The sequence below is a fragment of the Thauera sp. WB-2 genome, assembly GCF_027594845.1.
GTDB lineage: Bacteria > Pseudomonadota > Gammaproteobacteria > Burkholderiales > Rhodocyclaceae > Thauera > Thauera mechernichensis.
This window is the reverse complement of the sequence record NZ_CP088935.1, coordinates 1,416,164-1,438,444: the sequence shown is the minus strand read 5'-3', so window position 1 is coordinate 1,438,444 and position 22,281 is coordinate 1,416,164. Positions and strand designations below refer to the sequence as shown.

General features: G+C 64.1%; 20 protein-coding genes and 1 tRNA gene. 13 read left to right on the top strand and 8 right to left on the bottom strand.

What is annotated here, in order from left to right; genetic code table 11:
• Positions 1–87 precede the first annotated feature (87 nt).
• Complete coding sequence (locus LQF09_RS06555; RefSeq protein ID WP_002927529.1) at positions 88–1,281, bottom strand: porin; 1,194 nt, start codon at positions 1,279–1,281, stop codon at positions 88–90.
• A gap of 303 nt (positions 1,282–1,584) precedes the next feature.
• Here LQF09_RS06555 and LQF09_RS06550 point away from each other — a divergent pair, with 303 nt between their 5' ends.
• Entirely contained in the window at positions 1,585–2,517 is a 933-nt protein-coding gene (locus LQF09_RS06550; protein ID WP_270069498.1) for a ketopantoate reductase family protein, read from the top strand.
• Positions 2,518–2,529: 12 nt separating this feature from the next.
• Here the strand turns inward: LQF09_RS06550 and gabD are convergent, their stop codons facing one another.
• From gabD to LQF09_RS06525, 5 genes are read right to left on the bottom strand one after another with little or no spacing between them, the layout of a single operon-like run.
• Complete coding sequence (gabD, locus tag LQF09_RS06545; protein WP_002927539.1) at positions 2,530–3,987, bottom strand: NADP-dependent succinate-semialdehyde dehydrogenase; 1,458 nt, start codon at positions 3,985–3,987, stop codon at positions 2,530–2,532.
• Positions 3,988–4,022: 35 nt separating this feature from the next.
• Positions 4,023–4,973, bottom strand: coding sequence for a diguanylate cyclase (locus tag LQF09_RS06540; RefSeq protein ID WP_002945144.1), 951 nt, complete (start codon positions 4,971–4,973; stop codon positions 4,023–4,025).
• Positions 4,970–8,017, bottom strand: a complete 3,048-nt coding sequence (locus tag LQF09_RS06535; protein ID WP_270069497.1) for a hybrid sensor histidine kinase/response regulator — start codon at positions 8,015–8,017, stop codon at positions 4,970–4,972. The genes LQF09_RS06540 and LQF09_RS06535 overlap by 4 nt, the downstream gene beginning before the upstream one ends.
• Complete coding sequence (locus LQF09_RS06530; RefSeq protein WP_270069496.1) at positions 8,010–8,555, bottom strand: YfiR family protein; 546 nt, start codon at positions 8,553–8,555, stop codon at positions 8,010–8,012. The genes LQF09_RS06535 and LQF09_RS06530 overlap by 8 nt, the downstream gene beginning before the upstream one ends.
• A gap of 13 nt (positions 8,556–8,568) precedes the next feature.
• The gene (locus LQF09_RS06525) at positions 8,569–10,791 is read right to left on the bottom strand and encodes a TonB-dependent receptor plug domain-containing protein (RefSeq protein WP_270069495.1); all 2,223 of its coding nucleotides are present in this window, start codon (positions 10,789–10,791) and stop codon (positions 8,569–8,571) included.
• 424 nt (positions 10,792–11,215) lie between these two features.
• Between LQF09_RS06525 and LQF09_RS06520 the strand changes: the two genes are divergently transcribed.
• The 12 genes from LQF09_RS06520 to LQF09_RS06465 all read left to right on the top strand — a co-directional run bounded on the left by LQF09_RS06520 (position 11,216) and on the right by LQF09_RS06465 (position 20,823).
• The gene (locus LQF09_RS06520) at positions 11,216–12,346 is read left to right on the top strand and encodes a tyrosine-type recombinase/integrase (protein ID WP_270069494.1); all 1,131 of its coding nucleotides are present in this window, start codon (positions 11,216–11,218) and stop codon (positions 12,344–12,346) included.
• A gap of 112 nt (positions 12,347–12,458) precedes the next feature.
• Positions 12,459–13,088 (top strand): hypothetical protein, encoded by a 630-nt coding sequence (locus LQF09_RS06515; RefSeq protein WP_270069493.1) that lies wholly within the window; start codon positions 12,459–12,461, stop codon positions 13,086–13,088.
• Between the two features lie 9 nt (positions 13,089–13,097).
• Positions 13,098–13,421 carry a hypothetical protein gene (locus tag LQF09_RS06510; RefSeq protein WP_270069492.1) on the top strand — a complete coding sequence of 108 codons (324 nt, stop codon included), beginning with the start codon at positions 13,098–13,100 and terminating at the stop codon, positions 13,419–13,421.
• Positions 13,422–14,567 (top strand): DNA-primase RepB domain-containing protein, encoded by a 1,146-nt coding sequence (locus tag LQF09_RS06505; RefSeq protein WP_270069491.1) that lies wholly within the window; start codon positions 13,422–13,424, stop codon positions 14,565–14,567.
• A gap of 159 nt (positions 14,568–14,726) precedes the next feature.
• Positions 14,727–15,962, top strand: a complete 1,236-nt coding sequence (locus LQF09_RS06500) for a phage major capsid protein (RefSeq protein ID WP_270069490.1) — start codon at positions 14,727–14,729, stop codon at positions 15,960–15,962.
• A gap of 2 nt (positions 15,963–15,964) precedes the next feature.
• Complete coding sequence (locus tag LQF09_RS06495; protein ID WP_270069489.1) at positions 15,965–16,516, top strand: HK97 family phage prohead protease; 552 nt, start codon at positions 15,965–15,967, stop codon at positions 16,514–16,516.
• Positions 16,513–17,670: a phage portal protein gene (locus LQF09_RS06490; protein WP_270069488.1), complete on the top strand. Its 1,158-nt coding sequence runs from the start codon at positions 16,513–16,515 to the stop codon at positions 17,668–17,670. Before LQF09_RS06495 ends, LQF09_RS06490 begins: the two co-directional genes overlap by 4 nt.
• On the top strand, positions 17,667–17,960 hold the full coding sequence (locus LQF09_RS06485) for a head-tail connector protein (protein WP_270069487.1): 294 nt from the start codon (positions 17,667–17,669) through the stop codon (positions 17,958–17,960). The genes LQF09_RS06490 and LQF09_RS06485 overlap by 4 nt, the downstream gene beginning before the upstream one ends.
• Positions 17,960–18,280, top strand: a complete 321-nt coding sequence (locus LQF09_RS06480) for a phage head closure protein (protein ID WP_270069486.1) — start codon at positions 17,960–17,962, stop codon at positions 18,278–18,280. The genes LQF09_RS06485 and LQF09_RS06480 overlap by 1 nt, the downstream gene beginning before the upstream one ends.
• Positions 18,277–18,600, top strand: coding sequence for an HNH endonuclease signature motif containing protein (locus LQF09_RS06475; RefSeq protein WP_270069485.1), 324 nt, complete (start codon positions 18,277–18,279; stop codon positions 18,598–18,600). Before LQF09_RS06480 ends, LQF09_RS06475 begins: the two co-directional genes overlap by 4 nt.
• Before the next feature lie 259 nt (positions 18,601–18,859).
• On the top strand, positions 18,860–19,327 hold the full coding sequence (locus tag LQF09_RS06470) for a hypothetical protein (protein ID WP_270069484.1): 468 nt from the start codon (positions 18,860–18,862) through the stop codon (positions 19,325–19,327).
• On the top strand, positions 19,324–20,823 hold the full coding sequence (locus tag LQF09_RS06465) for a terminase large subunit (protein ID WP_270069483.1): 1,500 nt from the start codon (positions 19,324–19,326) through the stop codon (positions 20,821–20,823). The genes LQF09_RS06470 and LQF09_RS06465 overlap by 4 nt, the downstream gene beginning before the upstream one ends.
• A gap of 245 nt (positions 20,824–21,068) precedes the next feature.
• Here LQF09_RS06465 and LQF09_RS06460 read toward each other — a convergent pair.
• Both LQF09_RS06460 and ispB read right to left on the bottom strand, forming a co-directional pair.
• Positions 21,069–21,145, bottom strand: a tRNA-Pro gene (locus LQF09_RS06460).
• 38 nt (positions 21,146–21,183) lie between these two features.
• A complete protein-coding gene (gene ispB, locus LQF09_RS06455) occupies positions 21,184–22,152 on the bottom strand; it encodes an octaprenyl diphosphate synthase (RefSeq protein WP_270069482.1) in 969 nt (322 codons plus the stop codon).
• Positions 22,153–22,281: the final 129 nt, after the last annotated feature.

The window sequence follows — 22,281 nt, the reverse complement described above, 5'->3', positions numbered from 1 at the left end:
GTGTTCATGATGTACAACTAAAACTGCCCGGACTGCTCCAAATGCTCCATAAATGCGGGCAATTTATGGAGCAGTCCGATACAGCGCTCAGAAGAACAGGATGCCACCCAGCGAGATCGTCCGCGTCTTCAGGTCGCCCGGGAAGATGTCGCTGCCCTCGCCTTTCTCCTGGTTGTATTCGCCCACGAGCGTGATGTACTTGTTCAGGCTGTGGTAGACACCCACGGTGGCCGAGCGGAACTTGTTGGTGTCGGCAAGCAGTCCGCCACGGTCGCGGTTCTCGCCGAAGTTGAGGCCGAACTTGGTCTTGCCGACGGTGTAGGTGCCCTGCAGGAAGTAGCCCTTGCCATCGGTCTTGGCAAACGGCGAGAAGTACATTGCGCCGACCGTCGACAAGCCCAGGCCGCTGGCATCGAAGCCGTAGGCCACGGCCTCGAAGGCGCCAATGCCGACCTTCGCCCCCAGTTCGAAGCCGCTGGCGTTGAAGCTGCCGGTGCCGCTGGTGCGCTGGTGGACTGCACCCAGCCAGACCGAGCCCTTCGCCGTGCCCGCCTCCCAGTCATAGTTCGCCATGGCCTGGAAGCCAGGGTCCTTGGTCTCGCTGCCGGCGAACTTGTTGGGATCGAAGATCCCGAACGAGGCCGACAACCCGCCCTTGGTCGGCGTGGTGTAGGTGATCTGCGGCTGGAAGCCGGTGTACATGTAGCCGTGGCCGATCATGCCGAAGGTGGTGTTGAACGGCGTCGAGGCGTAGCTGTTGCCGCCGAGGCCGAGCAAGGTCATGTCGGAGAGGATGATCTTCTGCCCGAACAGTCCGATGTCGCGGCCGAACTTGATCGTGCCCCACTCGGCATTGCCGAACTGGAAGTACAGGTTGCGGGTGTCGATCTGGGTGAAGGGGCTGTCGCAGCCCGTAGCCCCGCCACACCCCGGATCGCTCGGCAGGCCGACGACGTCGGACTTGTCGTTGATGCCCGGCGCGAAGCCGACATGGGCCTTGATGTCGAGCCCGTCGACCTTGGTGGTGAACACGAAGTTGATCCAGCCCGGCAGCAGGCCGTTGGTGAGCGCCGAGTTGGTGGTCTTGACCCCGCCCGACTCTGCGCTGCGGTGCGAGTAGAAGCCGTTGATGGTGCCGTTGATGTCGAGCGTGGCATCGCCCTGCGAAAAACTCACCGCATGGGCCGGCCCCATGCCAAGCGCCAGCAAGGCCCCGGTCAGCAGGCTCAGGCGCTTGCCTCCGGTGGCACGCAGGCCCTTGCGCGTCGTCGTGTTATCCATTGTTTCCTCCTCGAGAGTGGTGATCTTGTCGTTTGCACTGCAGGGCCGGGGCAAGGCACCGGCCTGGTGCGGGCAAGTGCAATCGCTGTGCCATGCCGCGACAAGTCGCGCCAGACAAGGGGTTTCAGGTCATAGGTGTTCGCCCCCTCTGTTCCAGATGCTCCACAGAAACGATGTACCCCCTTGATCCGAAACGAAACTTCGGAACAGAAATGCGCGGCTGCGGATAAAATCGCATTCGCATGCATACGGTCTCTTACGACTGCACACACCCCCCACTCCACGCCCTGATGCCAGTCCTCGATGACGACGTTCCAGCCCTTGATCGCCGCTGCCGCCTCTCCCAGCTCGCAAACCACCTCTTACCCTGCCCGCTATCCCGTTGCCATCATCGGAGCCGGCGCGCTCGGGCTCAGCTTTGCGGCACGCATTGCGCGCACGCTGCGCGTGGCAGTGGTCGCACGCGACCGCGCTGCAGCCGCCAGACTGCGCCAGGGGGTGCGCGTAGGCGATACGCTCTTCCAGCCCGAGGCGTGGGCGCCTGAAGAGGCGCCGCAGGCTGACTGGGTGATCGTGCTGGTCAAGACCGGGGACACGGCCGCAGCTGCACGCAGCGCTGCGCGCATGCAGCCCCTGGGGGTGCTGTCCTTGCAGAACGGACTGGTCGAGCCGGTGCTGCAGGCTCACTGCCCGCTGCCGCGGGTCGCGCAGGGCATCACCACAACGGGGGCGTTTCGCGACGCGAGCGGGGTGACGCCATCAGGCGACGGCGAGGTGCTGGTGCCGCCCGGCTTCGAGGAGCTGGCGTCCATGCTGGCGCGGGCGGGGCTGGACGCTCGCGTCGAGGACGACATCGTCCCCGCACGGCTGGCCAAGCTGCTCGTCAACCTCGCCATCAACCCGCTTGCCGCCTTGTTCCGGGTACGCAACGGCGAGCTGCTCGAAGCCCCTTACCGGCTCTGGCTCGATGCGTTGGTTGCCGAGGCCTGGCCGGTGTTGTGCGCCGAAGGCCTGGCGCTGGACGAAGCTGCAGCTCACGCACGAGTGCGGGCAGTCGCACAGGCCACCGCCACCAACCGCGCGAGCATGCTGCAGGATGTGCTCGCCGGCAGGCCGACCGAACTCGACGCGATCACCGGCGTGCTGATCGAACTGGCCGCACGCCAGGGCGCGGCCGTACCGACGCACCGCGCGGTGCATCGGCTGCTCAGCCTGGTGGAGGCCCCCGCAGGCTGAGCCCGGCGGCGTTCAGCGAATGCCGCCCATGCACAGGTACTTGATCTCGACGAAGTCGTCGATGCCGTAGCGCGAGCCTTCGCGGCCGATGCCGGATTCCTTGACGCCGCCGAAGGGCGCAACCTCGGTCGAGATGATGCCTTCGTTGATGCCGACGATGCCGTACTCGAGCGCCTCGGCCACCCGCCACACGCGCGCGATGTCGCGGGCGTAGAAATAGGCGGCAAGGCCGAACTCGGTGTCGTTGGCCATGCGCACGGCCTCCTCCTCACTATGGAAGCGGAACAGCGGCGCCACCGGGCCGAAGATCTCCTCGCGCGCGACGCGCATCTGTGCGGTCACGCCAGTGACGATGGTGGGCTCGTAGAAGTTGCCACCCAGGGCGTGGCGCTTGCCACCGCACAGCACCTGCGCGCCCTTGTCTACGGCGTCCGCGAGCAGTTCCTCCACCTTGGCGACGGCATCGGCATTGATCAGCGGCCCTTGCTGCACCTCGCCAGACAGGCCCGGGCCGACCTTGAGCCTGGCTACCGCCTCGGCGAGCTTGGCGGCAAAGGCGTCGTAGATGCCGTCCTGCACCAGCAGGCGGTTGGCGCACACGCAGGTCTGGCCCGCGTTGCGGTACTTGGACGCCATGGCCCCCGCTACGGCGGCGTCGAGGTCGGCATCGTCGAAGACGATGAAGGGCGCGTTGCCCCCCAGTTCCAGCGCCACCTTCTTAACCGTGCCCGCGCACTGGCGCATCAGCAGCTTGCCGACCGCGGTCGAGCCCGTGAAGGATAGCTTGCGCACCACCGGGTTGGCTGTGAGTTCGCCGCCGACCTCGGGCGCACGGTTGGTGGTAACGATGTTGAGCACCCCCGCTGGCAGACCGGCACGCTCGGCCAGCACGGCGAGCGCGAGCGCGCACAGCGGGGTATCTTCGGCCGGCTTGATCACCATCGTGCAGCCGGCGGCAAGGGCAGGGCCGGCCTTGCGCGTGATCATCGCGATCGGGAAGTTCCACGGCGTGATCGCCGCCACCACGCCGATCGCCTGCTTGACGACGACAATGCGCTTGTCGGCACCATGGGATGGAATCACGTCGCCATAGATGCGCTTGCCTTCCTCGGCAAACCACTCGATGAACGAGGCACCGTAGACGACTTCGCCGCGCGCCTCGGCCAGCGGCTTGCCCTGCTCGGTGCTCATGAGCACGGCAAGGTCTTCCTGATTGGCGAGTATGAGCTCGTACCAGCGCCGCAGGATGGCAGCGCGTTCCTTCGCCGTACGCGCGCGCCAGGCCGGGAGCGCCGCATCGGCAGCAGCAATGGCGCGACGGGTTTCGGCCGCACCCATGTCAGGCACGCTGCCGACGCGACTGCCATCAGCGGGATTGGTGACGTCGAAGCTGCCGCCGTCGTCGGCGGCCAGCCATTGGCCATCGATATATGCCTGCGCACGCAGCAGGCCAGTGTCGTTCAATTGCATGTCCGTCCTCGATATAGGGTTTGGTTGAAGCCTCGTCAGGCCGTATCGGCATCCGTCGGCCTATCTGCTGCCCCGCCCGCGACCACGGGCGCCGACCACACGACCCGGTTGCGGCCGGCACGCTTGGCTTCGTAGAGCGCGGCGTCGGCTGCAGCGAACAAGCCATGGTCCGGTTCGATCCGCCCGGGCAGCGTGGTGGCGCCGCCCATGCTGACCGTAAGCGGGAGTTGCAGCCCGCCCGGTGCCGGCACATGCTGCGCCTCGACGTCGCAGCGCGCCGACTCGGCAAGTGCCTGCGCGCCTTCCATGGCAATCCCCGGCAGCAGGATGACGAACTCCTCGCCACCATAGCGACAGACGAAATCCGCCGGCCGGCGCAGGGCACGCTGCAGCGTCAGCGCAATACGGCGCAGCACCTCGTCGCCCTCGGTGTGACCGAAGTCGTCATTGAAGCGCTTGAAGTGGTCGATGTCGATGACGACCAGCGAGATCGGCTCTTGCGCACGCAGGCAGCGCCGCCACTCGAGCTCGAACACCTCGTTGAAGCGACGGCGGTTCGGAATGCCGGTGAGGCTGTCGAGCATGGCCAGTTGCTCGAGCAGACGGCGCTGATGCACTGATTGCAGGTGGTTGCGCACGCGAACGCGCACGATCGGTGGATGGAAGGGCTTGGCGATGTAGTCCACGGCGCCCAGCTCCAGTCCTTTCTCCTCATCGATGGTCGAGTCCAGTGCGGTTATGAAGATGACCGGAATGTCACGCGTGGCATCGTCGTGCTTGAGCTGGCGCAGGACCGCATAACCGTCCATGCCCGGCATCAGGACGTCGAGCAGGATCAGATCGGGCAGGTGGGCACGCGCGCGCTCCAGGGCTTGCTCGCCGTTCTTGGCGAGGATCAGCCGATAGTCCTCGCCCAGGAGCTCGGTCAGCAGGTTGCGGTTGTGCTTCTCGTCATCGACGATGAGGACGGTGAATTCGGTGGTCATGATGGTATCCGTTCGAATTCGGGACGAAGCGCATCGAGCAGCGCACGTGCACGCTCGTACTCGACATCCTCGACGAGTTCGCGCAGGTCTGCCAGGCGTGCTTCGTACGCGCTACCGCGCAATGCGTCGGCCAGCTCGCCGACCAGGGTCTCGGCTGCAGCATCGTGCCGCGCCAGACGTTCATCGAGCCGGGCGGCAGTCGCAAGCAGGTGCTGCAGCGTCGGCGGTGCAGCCGGCGGCTGGACATGCGCCCCGGCGTCTGCCTGCAGGCGGGCCAGCCCACGCAGTACGGTATCCAGCGCCGCCTGCAGCGCGGCCCGTGCCGCCTCGCCCGGCCACTGTCCGCGCTGTAGCTGTTGCTCGAGCTCGCGCGCGTGCATGGACACCTGCGAGGCGCCGATCGTCGCCGCTGCCGACTTGAGCGAATGCGCAAACCGGCGGGCCTGCTCGAGATCCTGGCGCTCGACCGCGTCGGCCAGACTCGATGCGGCATCGCCGAACTGGAGCCTGAAGCCCTCGAGGATCCTGCGGTACAGCCCCATCCGTCCCATATGGTTGGCCAGTCCGCGCACGGTGTCGACACCATCGAGCGCGGGCAGCGGCGTCTCGCTCGTCGGCTGCTGGAGCGCAGGGACAAGGCCCGGAGCCGGGCTGCGCGGGGTCACCCACTTGAGCAATACGGCATAGAGGGCATCAGGGTCGATCGGCTTGGTGAGATGGTCATTCATGCCCGCACCGAGACTCTGCTCGCGACTGCCGCTCATGGCATGCGCGGTCATGGCGATGACCGGCAGCGCGCGCAAGCGTGCATCGCTGCGGATCAGCCGGGTCGTCTCCAGGCCATCGAGCACGGGCATCTGGATGTCCATCAGGACCAGATCGATGCCTTCGCGCGCCAACCGGTCAAGCGCTTCGCGGCCGTTTGCGGCCTCTTCGACCTCGAGTCCGGCGATGGAAAGGAACTCGCGTGCCACCTCGCGGTTGAGCGGTAGGTCATCGACCACCAGGATACGCGCACCGCGCACCGCCTCGAGGGCTGCCACCTCGTGCAGCACGCCGGCCTCGCGCCGGGCACTGCCCACCGCACGCGGTTGCGCGGCCTCGGCAAGTGCATCCAGCAGGCCCTCCGCGGTCGCGGGCTTGACCAGGACGGCATCAACGCCACACTTGATCAGCCGCGGAGCGACCGCCTCGTAGGTGCCCAGGGTGATCGCAAGCACGAAGGCCGGGCGCGCCCCGGGAAGCGCGAGCGCCTGCATACGCTCGGCCAGCTGCAACCCGTCCATGCCCGGCATCTGCCAGTCGGCGACGATGAGATCGAACGCGCGCGGCCCCGTGGCCGCGCTCTGCAACAGCGCCAGGCCGGCCTCGCCTTCCACACAAGCCTCGGCCTCGATACCGTTGCGCTGCAGCAGTTCGACGAGTACAGCGGCGGCGGTGGCATTGTCATCGATCACGAGGGCACGCCCGAAAGGCTGGTTGGCACGCCCGTGCCCGCTCGCACCCGCCACCGCGGCAAGGGGCAGCTCGACACTGAACGCAGCCCCCTGGCCGGGTTCGCTGTCGAGCGCTATCGTGCCCTCCATCATCCGTACCAGCTGGACACAGATCGACAGGCCCAGACCGGTGCCACCAAAACGGCGTGTCATCGAGTCGTCGACCTGCGAGAAGGGGTCGAACAGGCGCTCGCGTTGCTCGGGATCGATGCCGATGCCGGTGTCGCGAACCACGAAGCGGATCAAGGGAGGCCCGCCTTCCTGTGCCACGAGCCCGACCTCGAGCACGACCTCACCTTCGGCAGTGAACTTGATGGCGTTGCCGAGCAGATTGATCAGGACCTGCCCAAGGCGCAAGGGGTCGCCGATGACCCGGCGTGGAACGTCGGCGCCAACGCGGTGGATGAGTTCGACGCCCTTCTCCTCCGCCCGCAGGGCAACGACCCCAAGGGCGCGCTGGCACACCTCGCCGAGGTCGAAGGGGATCCGCTCCAGGGTGAGCTTGCCGGCCTCGATGCGCGAATAGTCGAGCACATCGTCGATGACACCGAGCAAGCTTTGCGAGGACGCGAGCAATTTGTCGATCTGATCGCGCTGCGGGCGCGACAAGGGACTGCGCTGCAGCAAGCGCCCGAGGCCGACGATGGCGTTCATCGGCGTACGGATCTCATGGCTCATGCGCGCAAGGAAGGCCGACTTGCTGCGATTGGCCTCGCGCGCATCTGCGATTGCGCGCTCGAGCGCTCGCGTCCGTGCGTCGACCAGGCGCTCGAGATTGCCACGGTACTGCTCGAGTTCGGCATCGCGCGCCTGGATGGTATCGATCAACGTATTGAAGCCACGCCCAAGGTCGGCAATCTCGGTACCGCCGTCCGGGCGTACGCGCTCGCTCAGCCGGGTGTCGGCTGCCAGCCGCCGCATCAGCGCCCCGAGCTCCGCCACCGGCACGAGCAGGCGATGCAGGACCCGCCAGGTCAGTGTCACCGAGACGGCGAGGACCAGCAGCAACACCGCCAGCGAATCGCGCAGGGCGCGCGCGGACAAGGCCTCGATCTGCTTCAACGAGCCCAGCAGCTCGACCCGTGCCACGACACGCTGGCCTTCGAGAATCGGCGCCCAGGCGGCAATCACCCGGTCGTGAAAGACATGCCCCGCTGGGGTGGGACGCAAGGCCGGCACGAAGTCGTCGGCGGGATACTCGTGCGTGTCATCGGCATAGCGCGCGAAGTTACGGCCATCCGCAAGCACGACACGCGCCTCGAACACGAAGCGGCTGTTGGCCAGCGCGGACAACAGGCGCTCGGCCTCGACGGCGTCGCCGAAGGAGACGGCCGCCACGGTGTTGGTGGCGATCAGTTCGGCCTGCGCCGACAGCGAAGCGGCCCACTCGCTGCGCAGCAAGCGCTGCTGCTGCAGGCTCATCAGCACGAGCACGAGGCTGGCAGCGAGGATCAACGACAGCGAGCCCAGCACCAGCAGGCGCCCGCGCAGCGTCTGCGGCAGCCAGGCCAGCGCCAGGCGCTGCCAGCCAGGCAGGTGCTCACTCATCGATGACCTCCGCCAGGCGCAGCAGCTGTGCCATGAACTCCACCCCAGCCTTGCGTGAGGCAACCCGGTTGATGATGATGGACAGTCCCTCGCGCCGCTCGCGCACGCCCAACTCCACCATACCGCCCGAGCGCGCGAAGCCCGGGATGTCGGACACCGTGACCAGTCCAGGGCGGTTCAGTTCGGCGAGCACTGCTGCCACGCGATCGGCTTCGGAGCGGGCGATGAAGACGAAGTTGCAGTCCCTCGCCTCATGCGTCGAGCGCAGCAGTCTTAGCTGACTCGCCAGCCCCTCGACCGGCGCCTCGGCCAGGCTGACCAGCGTTTGCTCGAGCGGACTGCGGCCGAGATGGCACAGCAGCACCGTATCGTGCCTCACCCCCGGCGCACGGTAGGTGAACAGCGGCAGCTTGTAGAACAGCACGGCCTTGAGCGCTTGTTCGGGCGCAGCCGCAGGCGTCTGCGCGCGCGCAGGCAATGCAGCCGTCACGCACGACAGCAGCGCTGCAAGCAGCACGGCACGAACCCGGAAAGGCATCTGCTTACGCACCCTAGAAGCGGTACTCGAGCGTGGCCATCCAGGACCGGGGCGGCTGCGGCATGCTCACGAAGGTCGTACTGGCCGAACCATGGGCTGCGCCATAGCGGCGATCGAACACGTTGTCCACGTCGAGCCAGAGACTGGCCCGACCGTCGAGCAGTTGATGCCATCCGACATGCAGGCTGGCGACCACATAGCCGTCGGTCCTGATGCGATCGCCCTCGCGCAGCGGGTTGTTGCGACCGGTGCTGGTGTCATCGACCCAGCGCAGGCGCGGCGTGATCGTCAACCGGTCGCGATGGCGGAAAGTCGCTCCGAGCTTGACCTTGCGCGGGGCAACATAGCTCAGCTCGCGTCGCGGCCCGCCATCGGTCTCGCGGATGTGGCCATCCACCCAGCTGAAGCTGCCCCAGAGCTCGCCGTCCCAGTCAGCGCCGAGGCCGAAGCGCCAGTGTGCGATCCAGTCGATGCCGTGAAGCACCTCCTCTCCAGCATTGCCTTTGACGGTCGTGTCGCTCAGCACTGCACCATCGATGAACTGCGTCGGCACGGCCTGCTTCTGCGTCACCACGAGGTTGCGGATGCGGCTGTGATAGACGTTGGTGACCAGGTTGAGATCGGGACGCACGCGCCAGTCCCAGGTCACGCTGTACGTGCGCGCAACTTCGGGCTCGATGCTGTCATTGGGTACGCGGAAACCAACACCAATATAGCGCCCCTCTGCATCCCGGGCGCCCGTAAATGAGCCGAAGGTACCGAGCGACTCCTCGGGCGACGGCGCCCGGAATGCCTCGCCAGCCAGCGCCTTGAAGATGTGACGCTCATTGGCCCGCCACACCACGCCCAGGCGAGGATTCACGCTGCTGCCGTAAGCGGAATGATCGTCGTAGCGCACACCGACCATCGTCGTCCAGGCGTCGTTCCAGTCAGACTGGATCTGGGCGTAACCGTGAGCGTTGTGGTAGCGCGCTTCACCGATGCGGATGCGCAGATCGGTATTCGGGTAGACCAGCCCCTGCTCCTCAGCTCCCCGGCCGCGGTCGTAGGGACGCGGCAGGTCTGGCGTCATAAGCGCACGATAATCGTTGTAGCCGACTCCGGCCTGGACACCATGGCGCTCGGAAACCTGCCAATCGATTGTCTGCTCGATGCCGGTACGGCGCGAACGCGCATACACGTAGCCCTTGTCCATGAAGCCGGTGTAGATATTGACGTACTTCGAGCGCGGATCGATCTCCTGCTCCGAATGGTCGATCAACATTTCGGCCCGGATGTCGGGCGCAGGCTGAAAGCGCAAGCGGGCATGCGTCGTCTCGCTCAGGGTATCCCAGCGCGCATCGCGGAGGAAGAGCGCAGTATCGGGCCGGTCCCCCGTACTGGTGAGTTGACGGAAGAAATTGCGGTAATGGCCCACCGAGAGCGTGTCGCCGACATCGACCCGTGCGAACACACTGTGACTCGAAATATCGCCCGCGTAGCCCTCGCGCTCTGCAGCCGGGGTGACCAGCGCCCCACCGAACGCCCTGGCATCCTTGCGCGCGAACTCCGCGGGGTAGTACTTGTCGAGCGGCGCCCTGTCGCTGGACTGGCGATGCCCCCCTACCGTCAGCGCAAGCTGGTCGCCGGCCCGTGCCGAGGCAAGGAAACTCGCCTCCTTGCTGTCGAAGCGCCCTGCGCCCACCGACACCCAGCTTGCCGAGGCGTCTGCCGGACGGTCCGTGATGATGTTGATCACACCTGCCACTGCGTCCGCACCGTAGAGCGCCGCCGCAGGCCCGTACAGGACCTCCACCTGACGTGCCTGGTAGAGGGCGAAATTCTCCGCCACGGGGATCTTGCCGCCGGCAGGATGATCGATGCGCACACCATCGAGCATGATCAGCAGCTTGTTATTGCTGTTGTAGCCCTGCACGCTGAAGTTGTTGAAGGTCGACGACTTGGTGCCGCGCATGAAGTCCACGCCAGGCAAGTCTTCGAGCAGGTCGGCAAGGTTGCGGTAGCGGCGCTCGCGAATCTGCGCGCGCGTGATCACCATGATGTGCGCCGGCGTGTGATCGCGCGCCTCGCTTCGCCGCGAGGCGGTGACCACCGGCGTATTGATCAGCTCTTCGAGCGAAAGCGGGAGCAGGCGGACGACCGCCGCTTCGACTGCGAGCGCCGACGCGCCCGGTACGAGCGCACAGGCAAGTGCCACAGCGAGCCTGGCAAAGGCGGGATTGGGGCGTGAAGACATGAACGCATCTATGAAGGCTTTATGGAATGATAAAGCCCGAGCGTGAAGCGGTGTGTGCATGAGCGCCCGACCGGCCGAAAACGGAGTACGAACGGTCGGCGCCGCCCGACGTCTGCGCGCGCGGGCCAGGCCAAGCTGTCTGTCCGACGCCTGGCGCGAGTCGATAACTGGGGCAGCCGAAACCACAAGAATGACCGCAAGAAAAAAAGCGCCCAAGTGACTGAATCACTTGGGCGCTTTTCGGGAATACTTGGTCGGGGAAAGAGGATTCGAACCTCCGGCCCCTGCGTCCCGAACGCGGGGAAAACGGTAAATAGCGGTAAGCCGAAGTCTGCAAAGCCTTGATTTAACAGATAGTAGGTACGTTGCAGTAAGCCGAAGTCTGTTATAGTTTTCCGTACGGATTCCGTACGAGGGCAAACGCATGACAACGCAAATCGAGAAAGTGAGCGACCGCAAGGGGCTACCGCACCGCCGCGAACCCTACTGGACGCGACTGCGCCAGGGCGTGTATCTGGGCTACCGCACCGCCGCCGATGGGGCGGGAACGTGGATCGCACGCCGCCGCGAAGATGACGGCAAGCAGAAATATCAAGCCCTGGGCCACTTCGACCGCTACGACGACGCGCGCCGCGCTGCCGAGCAATGGGCCTCGCAGTCCGAGCAGGGAGTGGACAACTTCGAAGCCACCGTCGGCGACGCCTGCCGCCAGTACGTTGCACACCTGCGACTGCACAAGAGCGCCACCAGCGCCAAGGACGCCGAAGGCCGGTTCACGCGGCTGGTGTATGGCAAGGCAATCGAGCGCGTCCGCCTGTCCAAGCTGACGACCAAGGACACGCGCGAATGGCTGAACGATCAGATTGACGAGGACGAGGACGACGACGAGCTGTTGCGCCGCGCGAAGGCGTCCGCGAATCGCAGTCTCGACAGCCTCAAGGCCGCGCTGAACATGGCGCTGCGTGATCGACTGGTGGCAATGGATGCCGGATGGAAGACGGTATTGCGCTTCAAGGACGTGAGCCGCCGCCGTGAACGCTTCCTGACGCTGCAACAGCGCACCGATCTGATGAAAGCCTGTCCGCCCGATCTGGCGGCACTGTGCAAGGGGCTATTGCTGACTGCGGCACGGCCTGGGGAACTGTCGGGCGCGTCCGTGTGCGACTTCGATCAACAGCAGGGAACGCTTACCCTCGACGGCAAGACCGGCCGGCGAACAGTCACGCTTTCGAGCGCGGCCGTTGCGTTCTTCTCCGAGCAGTCGCGCGGGCGGATCGGAAAGGCCCCGCTGCTGTGCCGTGAGTCCGGCGAGCGATGGGGAAAAGACGGCTGGAAGAAGGTTTTCAAGAAAGCAGTGTCCGCCGCGCACCTGCCCGACGACGTGGTTCTGTATTCCCTGCGCCATGCCGCCATATCGGAATTCGTGGCAGGCGGCATGGATGCCTTCATTGTCGCCAAATTGGCAGGCACGTCCACCGAGATGATTGACAAGCACTACGGGCACCTGCGGCACGACAGGACGCGGCACATGATGGATGCCGTTCAAGTTGTATGACCGACAGCCCGGATTCGTCCGGGCCACTTGCCAATGATCGGCGGAGACTTTATAAGTACGCCAGCGTCAATTAAAGGAAGACGCGATTCAATTCGATAGGAGAAACGCAAAAATGAAACCGTTCCATTACCAATATGCGCGGCACATGAGCAGACAGGCGACTCGTGAAGTCGGAAAGCTGATTCACTTGTGCCAGTCAATGGTCAATGAGTCCAATTTGCTGAACAGCGAAAACATCGGCGCAGCCCGCGCGCTGACTTCCAGCCTGAAACCCGTTTTCGAGCAAAACAAGCACGAATCGCGCAAGATCGAGAACGCGAAGAAGGCGCACGCAATGAGCCGTGAAGCCCTGAAGGCAAAGACGACCGACACCGCCGACAGCGGCGAATCCTGCGAATCCTCGACCGATTCACCGGCTCAGGCGGATTCCGACGACGGCGACGGCGATGGCGACGGCGACCCCGACTCAGAACCACCACACCGAACCCGCAAACCCCGTAGCACCCCGCCCGCTGCCGCGTCCTGCGGTTCAGCCGCTGTAGGCGATCCCCTCGCCCTCTCTGTCGTCCAATTCTGCGAACGACACAACATCACCAAACCGACCTTCTACGAGCTGGTTAAGCGTGGCACCGCGCCGCGCATCATGAAGGTGGGCCGTCGTACCCTCATCAGCATCGAAGCCGCCGCCGACTGGCGACGCCAGATGGAACAAGGCGCGCAACTTTCGCGCCGTTCAGCGTGAGGTGCTGCCATGAAGACCAATTACATCGCCAATCCCGGCGAGGATGCCGGCCGCACAAAAGAAATGGGCCACGCCGAAGCGCAGCCCAGAAGCGAAACCACTAGTCGCCATTGTACCAAAAAGGACGCCATCAGATTTGCGCTTCGCAATCCGCACGGCCTCAATCGGTTCGAGGCTGAACGCCACGGCGATCATTGTCTGAACTCGACGATTGCCGAGCTGCGCGCCGATGGATGCGTCATTCACTCCGAATGGGAGCGCGTGCCTACACGGCACAATCCCAAAGGCGTGCGCGTCCTGCGGTACTGGCTGACTGGCCGCGTGGGGGGCTGAATGGCACCGAATCTGAATCATGCTCAGTCGTTTCTGACTGCGCTTGACGAGGATTCGGACGCCTGGACGTTCCAGACCTTCGATGACGGACCCGAGAAAAGCAAGAGGCTGATCCGGGTTTTGCATGGGAGTCTGGAACGCCACGCGGACGAACTCGCCACGCTGAATGAGCGCGGCGCGGGAATCTTCGTCACCGTCAATCAGACCGACCTTAAAGGCCGCAGCAAGGCCCATATCACGCGCATACGGGCCTTGTTTGTGGATCTGGATGGCAGCCCATTGGAGCCGGTACAGAAAGCCGCTACAGCCCCGCATATCACGGTTGAAAGCAGCCCCGGCCGATTCCATGCTTATTGGCGCGTAACTGACTGCGCGCTCGACCAGTGCGAGCCGGCACTAAAGCAGTTGATCGGCAGGTTCGACGCCGACCCCGCTTGCTCTGATCGAAGCCGCGTTATGCGCCTGCCAGGGTTCTACCACCGAAAGGCCACGCCGCAATTGGTTCATGTCCTCGACACCGCGCCGGGTGAATGCTCTTTGTCTGATCTGGGCATCTACCTACAGAAGACACAGATGACTCAGCAGTCATCCTCTGGTTCTTCTGGCTCTTCTGTAGGTGAAGCGATCACCCGGCACCTGCCCGACAACATCGGCGAGCGAAATCGGCGGCTGTTCGATCTAGCGCGGCACCTGAAAGGACTGATGCCGGACGCCACCAAAGCGGACTTGCGCGGCATTGTGGCCGAATGGCATCGGCTCGCACTGCCGAACATCGGCACGGCTGAATTTACGGAATCGTGGGGCGACTTTCAACGCGGATGGGATGCCGTACATACGCCCTACGGATCGGTACTGAATCGGATTCTCGGAGAAATCGACATGACGGAAAAAGCGCCCGAAAGCCTCGTGAGCCTGGGCTATGGCGACAAGGCACTATTGCTGTGCCGAATCTGCAAGCAATTGCAGGCGAACGCCGGAGAAGGCCCGTTTTTCATATCGGCTAGACAGGCGGGCGAATTGATCGGGCTTCATTTCACGGACGCGAGCAAGGTGCTGTATGCGCTCGTGGCTGACGACGTGCTCGAACTGGTCAAGAAAGGGGCCGGCAAGGCGGCGAGCCGATACCGCTACATTTGGCCGGAGTGATTCGCAGGCATCGGCAAGCATGAAGGACAGCCCCGCACGACGGGGCTTTTTTTCGCCCTAACATATTCGCTTGCGCTATTGCAACTCTGTTGCATGTGATGTGCTACCATGCGGATGCCTGTATGGCCATACACCTATCCTCATGAGGAACCACGCCAAATGCGTACCCACGAAATCAAAGAACGCCGCGCCGGCCTCGTTGCCGATATGCGCGGCATCCTCGCCAAAGCTGAAGGCGAGAAGCGCAACCTGTCCGGCGACGAACAAGCCAAGTTCGACGGCCTGAAGACGCAGATTCAAGACCTCGAAGCGCAAGAAGCCCGCGCCGCCTTTTTGGAAGAACAGGAACGTCGCAGCGTGGGCGCATCGCACAGCGCAGAGCACCGCAGCGCCGCCGACCTGGAAGGCCGCGTGTCGATCCTGAACATTCTGCAAGCCGGCCTCGAAGGTCGCGCGCTCTCCGGCGCTGAAGCCGAATACGCAGCCGAGACCGAGCGCCGCACCGGCCGCAAGGCACAAGGCATCTTCGTGCCCATGTCCGCATTCGAGCGCCGGGTGAACACCACCACCACCGGCAATGACCTCGTGCCGACCGATCACCGCGGCGACCAGTACATCAACCCCTTGCGCAACGCACTGATGGCGCGTCGCCTGGGTGTGCGCGTGCTCTCGGGCCTGCGCGGCAACGTCACCATGCCCAAGCACGGTACCGGCCTGTCGGTGGGCTGGGTAGCCGAGAACGGCAACCTGGGCGACTCCGACATGGGCTTCGATCCTGTGACCCTCGCGCCGAAGCACGCCGGCGGCATCACCGAGATGTCCCGCCAACTGATTCAGCAGAGTTCCCCGGACATCGAGCAACTGATTCGTGATGACCTCGCCTTCGCGCTGGCCAAGGCAATCGACTCGGCGCTGATCCTGGGCGGTGGCGCGAATGAGCCGGTCGGCGTGCTCTCGACGGTCGGCATCCAGACCGCGAACCTCGCAACGCTCTCGTGGGCGAACATCAACGTGATGTTGCAGAAGGCCGAACTGGAAAACGCGCCTGTGGCCTCGTGGCTGACGCACCCGAAGGCCAAGACCAAGTTGGCCACCACCCTGAAATCGGCCGGCATCGCGGGCTATCTGCTGGAAGGTGGCCGGATGGCTGACCTCCCGCTCTACAGCACGAACCAAGTTCCCGAGAAAGCCGGCGCACCGGCAACGGGCCGCGTGATCCTGGGCGACTGGTCGCAGGTGATGCTGGGTATCTGGTCGGAAGTCGACATCCTCGTGAATCCGTTCGATTCGACGGCCTACGCACGCGGGGGCGTCAAGGTCCGCGCGATGGCCACGGTGGACACGGCGGTGCGGCATCCGAAAGCCTTCGTCGTCGCTGACGATCTGGCGCTGTAACCATGAAGGCCGGTATCGAAGTTCGAGCCGGCCTGAGCCTGCGAGCCGCTGCTAGTGGGCGGCTCGTGGGGCTTGCGGCCGTGTTCGACAAACCGAGTCAAGACCTGGGCGGCTTCGTGGAAGTCATCAAGCCTGGGGCTTTCCGTCATGCGCTGCAAAACGCCGAACACGTCCGCGCGCTCTACAACCACAACGACGACCACGTTCTAGGCCGCGTCGGTAGCGGCACCCTGCGATTGCAGGAAACCAGCGAAGGACTTTCATTCGAGCTGGATCTCCCGCCGACCTCCTACGCGCAAGACCTCGCAGCCCTCGTGCAACGTGGTGATGTATCGGGCTGTTCCTTCGCCTTCCGCGTGCGCGACGGTGGCGAGAAATGGACGGTGGGCAATCCGACGATTCGAGAGCTTACCGACCTGGATATGACCGAAATCACGATCACGGCCAACCCTGCCTATCGTGATACGTCGGTGGCACTTCGGAGCATGGAAGAGGCGACGAAGCGCAGTTTCTGGGATGACCCGCAATTCCTTTTCCTGGAGACATGCCGATGAAGCTGATCGAACGCGCCATGTCGGCGCTCGGCTATGAACGCCGCGCCGACACCTATGACCAGTATTGGGCGAACTTTGAAGCCCTGCGCACTGGCACCGTGAGCCCTGCGACCGCAGAGGGCATCAGTGCCGTGTATGCGTGCGTATCGGCCATTTCCGAGACGATTGGAAGCCTACCCCTTGCCGTCTATCGCAAGACGGACACAGGCCGGGAAAAAGCCCCTGACCACGCGCTCTATCGTGTTCTCCACGACCAGCCCAACGAACGGCAATCCGCTCTCGAATTCCGGGAGCAGATGACGGCACACATGCTGCTGCGCGGCAACGCTTACGCGCGGATCGTGCGCGGTGGCGACGGCCAAGTTCGACAACTGATCCCGCTGCATCCTGATCGTGTCCGCGTGCTCGAACTGGAGAACGGGCGCATCGGCTTTGAAGTGACGGACAGCGCCGGCAAGGTGCAACGCCTGACGATGGACGAAATGTTCCATTTACGGCACCGCGCTGATGATGGCGTGGTCGGCGTGTCTCCGATTGCCAGGGCAAAGGGCGTGCTCGAACTCGCAGATGCAGAAGCACGGCATGGCGTACAGACGTTCGAGAACGGCTCTCGATTGCTGGGCGTGCTGCAAAGTCCGGGCCGGCTGAACTCAGCACAGCGCCAAGCTGTTGCAGAGGCATGGCGAGCGCATAAGGCCGGCGGCACTGCGGTGCTCGATGACGGCATGAGCTTCTCGCCACTCTCGATGACCCTCGAAGATGCCGAATGGATCGAAGCGCGCAAGTTCTCCGTAATCGAAGTCGCGCGGCTGTTCCGAGTCCCGCCCGTCATCATTCAAAGCATGGAGAGCGCGAACTACAGCAACAGCGTAGAGCTGGCGCGGCAATTCGTGACCCTGTGCCTGCGTCGTCACCTCGTGGCCTGGGAGCAAGCGATTCATCGGCAGCTACTCACTGAGGCCGGACGCCGCACCTACTTCGTTGAGCATGGCGTGGAAGGTTTGTTGCGTGGCGACTCGACCACCCGCGCGAGCTTCTACCAGTCCGCAATTCAGAACGGATGGATGGAAGTCAATGAAGTCCGCCGCCTGGAGAACCTGCCGCCGCTGGAGCGCAAGTACCAGCCGATGCAAGCACCGAAGGGGGCCGCATGACGACGCCGACACTTACCGATCTGAAAGCCTTCCTGCGCCTGACGCACGACGACGACGACGCGCTGCTGACTCGCCTTCTCGGTTCCGCCACCCGCGAAGCCCTCGCATGGATGGATGACGAACGGCTCCCCGATGTGCCAGGGCCTGCGGTGGAAATGGACATTCCCGAGGACGCATTGCAAGGCATCTTCCTGCTGGTGCAAGCGGACTATGACGGCGATCCCGTCAAGCGCGAGAGCTACCGCAAGGCCGCTACCGCACTGCTGCGCCCTTACTCGCGGGTGATGTGATGTACGCGGCTCAACTGGATACGCGGATCACGATCCAACGCCCCGAGACCACCCGCGATGCCTGGGGCGGTGTGGTTGAAGGCTGGGGCCTCGTGACCTCGACCTGGGCCAGCGTGGAGCCGCTACAAGGCCGGGAGTTCATCGCTGCCATGTCGGTACAGGCCGAGGCAACCATTCGCGTGCGTGTGCGCTACCTCGCTGGTGTGGATGTGTCCTGCCGTGTCCTGCTCGACGACGGGCGCGTGCTCAACATCGTTGCGGTGATTGATGAGCGCAACCAGCACAGGTTCATGCAACTGATGTGCAAGGCCGCAGCATGAAGACGTTGAAGCAGCGCCAAGCCGAGACTGGCCGAACCCTGAGCCTGAACGGTGCTGCGTGGCGTCGTCTCCGTGCTGCTGTCCTGGAACGCGAGCCGCTATGCCGAGACTGCTGGAAGCGTGGCCGCCTGACGGTGGCGACGGACCTCGACCACCACGACAACGACCCGCGCAACAACGACCCGGACAACTTGGTTCCCCTGTGTCACGAATGCCACTCGCGCAAGACTCAGGCGGACATGGGCAAGAAGGTGAGCGCCGGCTGTGACGCCAACGGCCAGCCCCTAGACCCGGACCACCCTTGGAACCGAGCGCGGTGAAGGAGTAACTTATGTGCGCTGCAACATGCCGAGTGGAAGCACAAGCAAGAATCGTGGCCTTGCCTATGCCGCGTAGTGTTCAAGTGAGTGGCACGCGTCCTGCTTGTGCGCTACTTGCGCCGCAGCGCAGCACGAAGACGCCGGCATTCGAGTGGCATTCGACGCTCGAAGCGTGGATGAACGCTTGCGAAAAATCACGAGGAACCGAGCGCCACGAACCGCCCGGTAAGTCGTCTGTTTCTGCTAACCGAGAGAAACCATGAAGCTGAACCCGAAGCGACACCGCACCGACACCGTGAAAGGTGCTGTCACGGCCTTCCAGAACGCCGCACAAGGGCCGATTGAGCCGCCTGCCCATATCACCCTGCGCGAGCAGGATCGCGCCTTCTGGGTGGCGATTGTGCAAGCCCGAGCGCGTGACACCTGGACTGACTCCGATCTGGTGATGGCGGCGCAACTTGCTCGTGCGCAAGCGGACATCGAACGATTGCAGGCCGAGGTGGACAGCGAAGGTGATGTGATCGGTGACAAGCTGAACCCAAAGCATCGCCTGATCGAAACCCTGTCCCGGCGTGCCGTGTCGCTGGCCAGGGTGATCCATGTCCATGCCGAAGCGACGGTCGGCAAGTCCGAAGACGCAGCGAAGGCGCTGGCCGCTGAGAAGTCCGCACGCACCGACGCCGCCGCCGACGATGATTTGATTCCGGGCCTGACGCTAATCAAATGACGCGCGCCGAGCGGATCATCAGGTTCATCGAAACCTACCTGCGCACGCCTGAAGGCGCGCATGTGGGCGAGCCTATCCGCTTGGCACCGTTTCAGCAGGACTTCATCCGGGCTGTGTATGACAACCCAGCCGGCACCCGCCGCGCCATCCTCAGCATGGGCCGCAAGGGGGGCAAGACATCGCTTATCGCCTGCCTGCTGCTGGCGCACCTCGTGGGGCCTGAAGCGCGCCTGAATGCGCAACTGGTGAGCGGTGCCATGTCCCGCGATCAAAGCGCCCTCGTGTTCCGGCTCGCCTGCCAGATGATCCAGCAAAGCCCGAGGCTATCCGGGCTGGTGCGGATCGTGCCGAGCGGCAAGCGGCTCGTGGGCTTGCCATTGAGCACCGAATACCGCGCCCTCGCTGCCGACGGCAAGACCGCTATGGGCATTTCGCCCGTCCTGATTATCGGTGATGAGTGGGGGCAGGTACGCGGGCCGCAGTCGGACTTCATTGATTCGCTGACGACCGCACAGGGCGCACATGCTGACCCGCTGCAAATCATCATCAGCACGCAAGCTGCAACCGATGCCGATTGGCTGAGTGTGCAGATTGACGACGCCATGCGCTCGAACGATCCCCGGATCGTCTGCCACGTCTTCACCGCGCCTGAAGGATGCGACCTACTCGACGTGGAAGCCTGGAAGGCGGCAAACCCCGCTCTCGGGCTGTTCCGCTCTGAAGACGACTTGCGCGAGCAGATGGTCCAAGCCAAGCGGATGCCGAGCATGGAAAACTCAGCGCGTAATCTGCTGCTGAACCAGCGGGTGAGCACTGACGCGCCCTTCGTATCGCCTGACGTGTGGAAGTCCTGCGCCGGGCCTGTGCTGCCGTTTGACGGGCCTGTGTTCGGTGGCCTCGACCTGTCCATGCGGACGGACCTAACCGCCTTCGTGCTGATCGGCCGCGTCAATGGCGTGTGGCACGTACAGCCGACGTTCTGGACGCCTGAGAAGGGCCTTCTCGACCGCGAACGCAAGGACCGCAGCCCCTACACCCTATGGGAGCGCCAGGGCTTCCTGAAGACGACACCGGGCCGAACGGTCGATTACGCCTTCGTCGCGGCCGACATCGCCAGGATATGCGCCGGCCTGGAGGTGCAAGGCATCGCCTATGACCGATGGCGGATTGATCTGCTGCGGCAGGAGTTCGAGAAGATCGGCGCCGACCTTCCCCTGGTCGAATGGGGCCAGGGCTTCAAGGACATGGCACCGGCTCTAGACGCCCTGGAAGCCGAGCTGCTGAACGGGCGCATTGCCCACGGTGGACATCCTGTCCTGAGTATGTGCGCGGCGAACGCGACCACCGTGAAAGACCCGACAGGCGCGAGGAAGCTGGACAAGTCGCGCGCTACCGGCCGCATCGACGGATTGCAGGCGATGGCGCAAGCCTTCGGACTCGCTGCCAGGATAGGCGAAGTGACCGAGCGCGAGGACAGCGCCGTGTTCTTCGTGTGAATCCTCCCCGAGCCGGACGGGCCGCGTTAGCGGAAACGCCGGACAGGATCAGTCGTGAGTGCCTGTTAAGAAAAACCGCGACCGCCGACGGCGCCCCGACTCCTTTAGATGCACCTGGGGCGCGTGGTCGGTACGAAGCCCTCGCCTGCGTGATGCTTGCGGGGGCTTCGTTTTGCTGTTTCCGTACGGATTCCGTACATAGCAAAAAGGCCACCCGCTGAGGTGGCCTAAGTGCTTGATTCTATTGGTCGGGGAAAGAGGATTCGAACCTCCGGCCCCTGCGTCCCGAACGCAGTGCTCTACCAGGCTGAGCTATTCCCCGACACTTTCACTCGCTGCCTTGCGAAGCCCACTAATATATCAGTGATTTCGCCTAACTGCAAAGTCCGATAATTGTAGCAGCGCATCCTTGAAAATGGAAGGGGGAAGTGTCGATATTGCGTCTATGGCCAATTGCGCCTCTGCCGCAGCGTAACGGCGCGTCTCTTCCAGCGCACAGGTGTCCTGGATTGCCGCCAGCACGGCAGCAAAGTCATCGCGACCGCCATTCTCGATCGCGCTGCGGACCAGCGCGGCCTGCTCGGGACTGCCCTTCTGCATGACGTGAATGAGCGGCAGGGTCGGCTTGCCCTCGGCGAGATCGTCGCCCAGATGCTTGCCGGTGTCGACTTCGTCGGCCGAGTAGTCGAGCACATCGTCGATGAGCTGGAAAGCCGTTCCCAGATGCATGCCAAAGGCGGCAAGACGTTCCTCGAGGGCGCTGTCGGCGCCCCCCAGGATGCCGCCGAGGCGCGCAGCCGCTTCGAACAGCTTGGCGGTCTTGTAGCGGATCACGCGCAGATAATCGTCGATGACGACATCTGCGTTGTTACAGTTCAGGAGTTGCAACACCTCGCCTTCGGCAATCACGTTGGTCGCATCGGCCAGCACGCGCATCACGCGCATGTTGTCCACCCCAACCATCATCTGAAAGGCGCGCGAGTAGAGGAAGTCGCCCACAAGCACCGAGGCCGCATTGCCGAACATCGCATTGGCCGTCTTGTTGCCACGCCGCAGGTCGGACTCGTCGACCACGTCATCGTGCAGTAAGGTCGCGGTATGAATGAACTCAACCACCGCAGCAAGCTCATGGTGCTGCGTGCCCTTGTAACCCATGGCGCCCGCGGTGAACAGGACCAGTGCCGGACGCAAGCGCTTGCCGCCGCTGTGGATGATGTACTCCGCCACCTGACGGATCAGGACGACATCGGAGTAGAGACGATCGCGAATGACGGCGTCGACTGCCTGCATGTCGGCGGCGATCGGCGCGAATAGCTGCTTGACGGACAAGGCGGACACGCTCGCGAAAAAAGCGGGATGTTAGGCGCCGCGCGCGCGCGGCGTCAAGCCGACCAGCCGGGAGCGAAACCTGCTTCCGGCTGGTCGCAAGTGCCCGTACCCGCAGGCAATATCCACAAG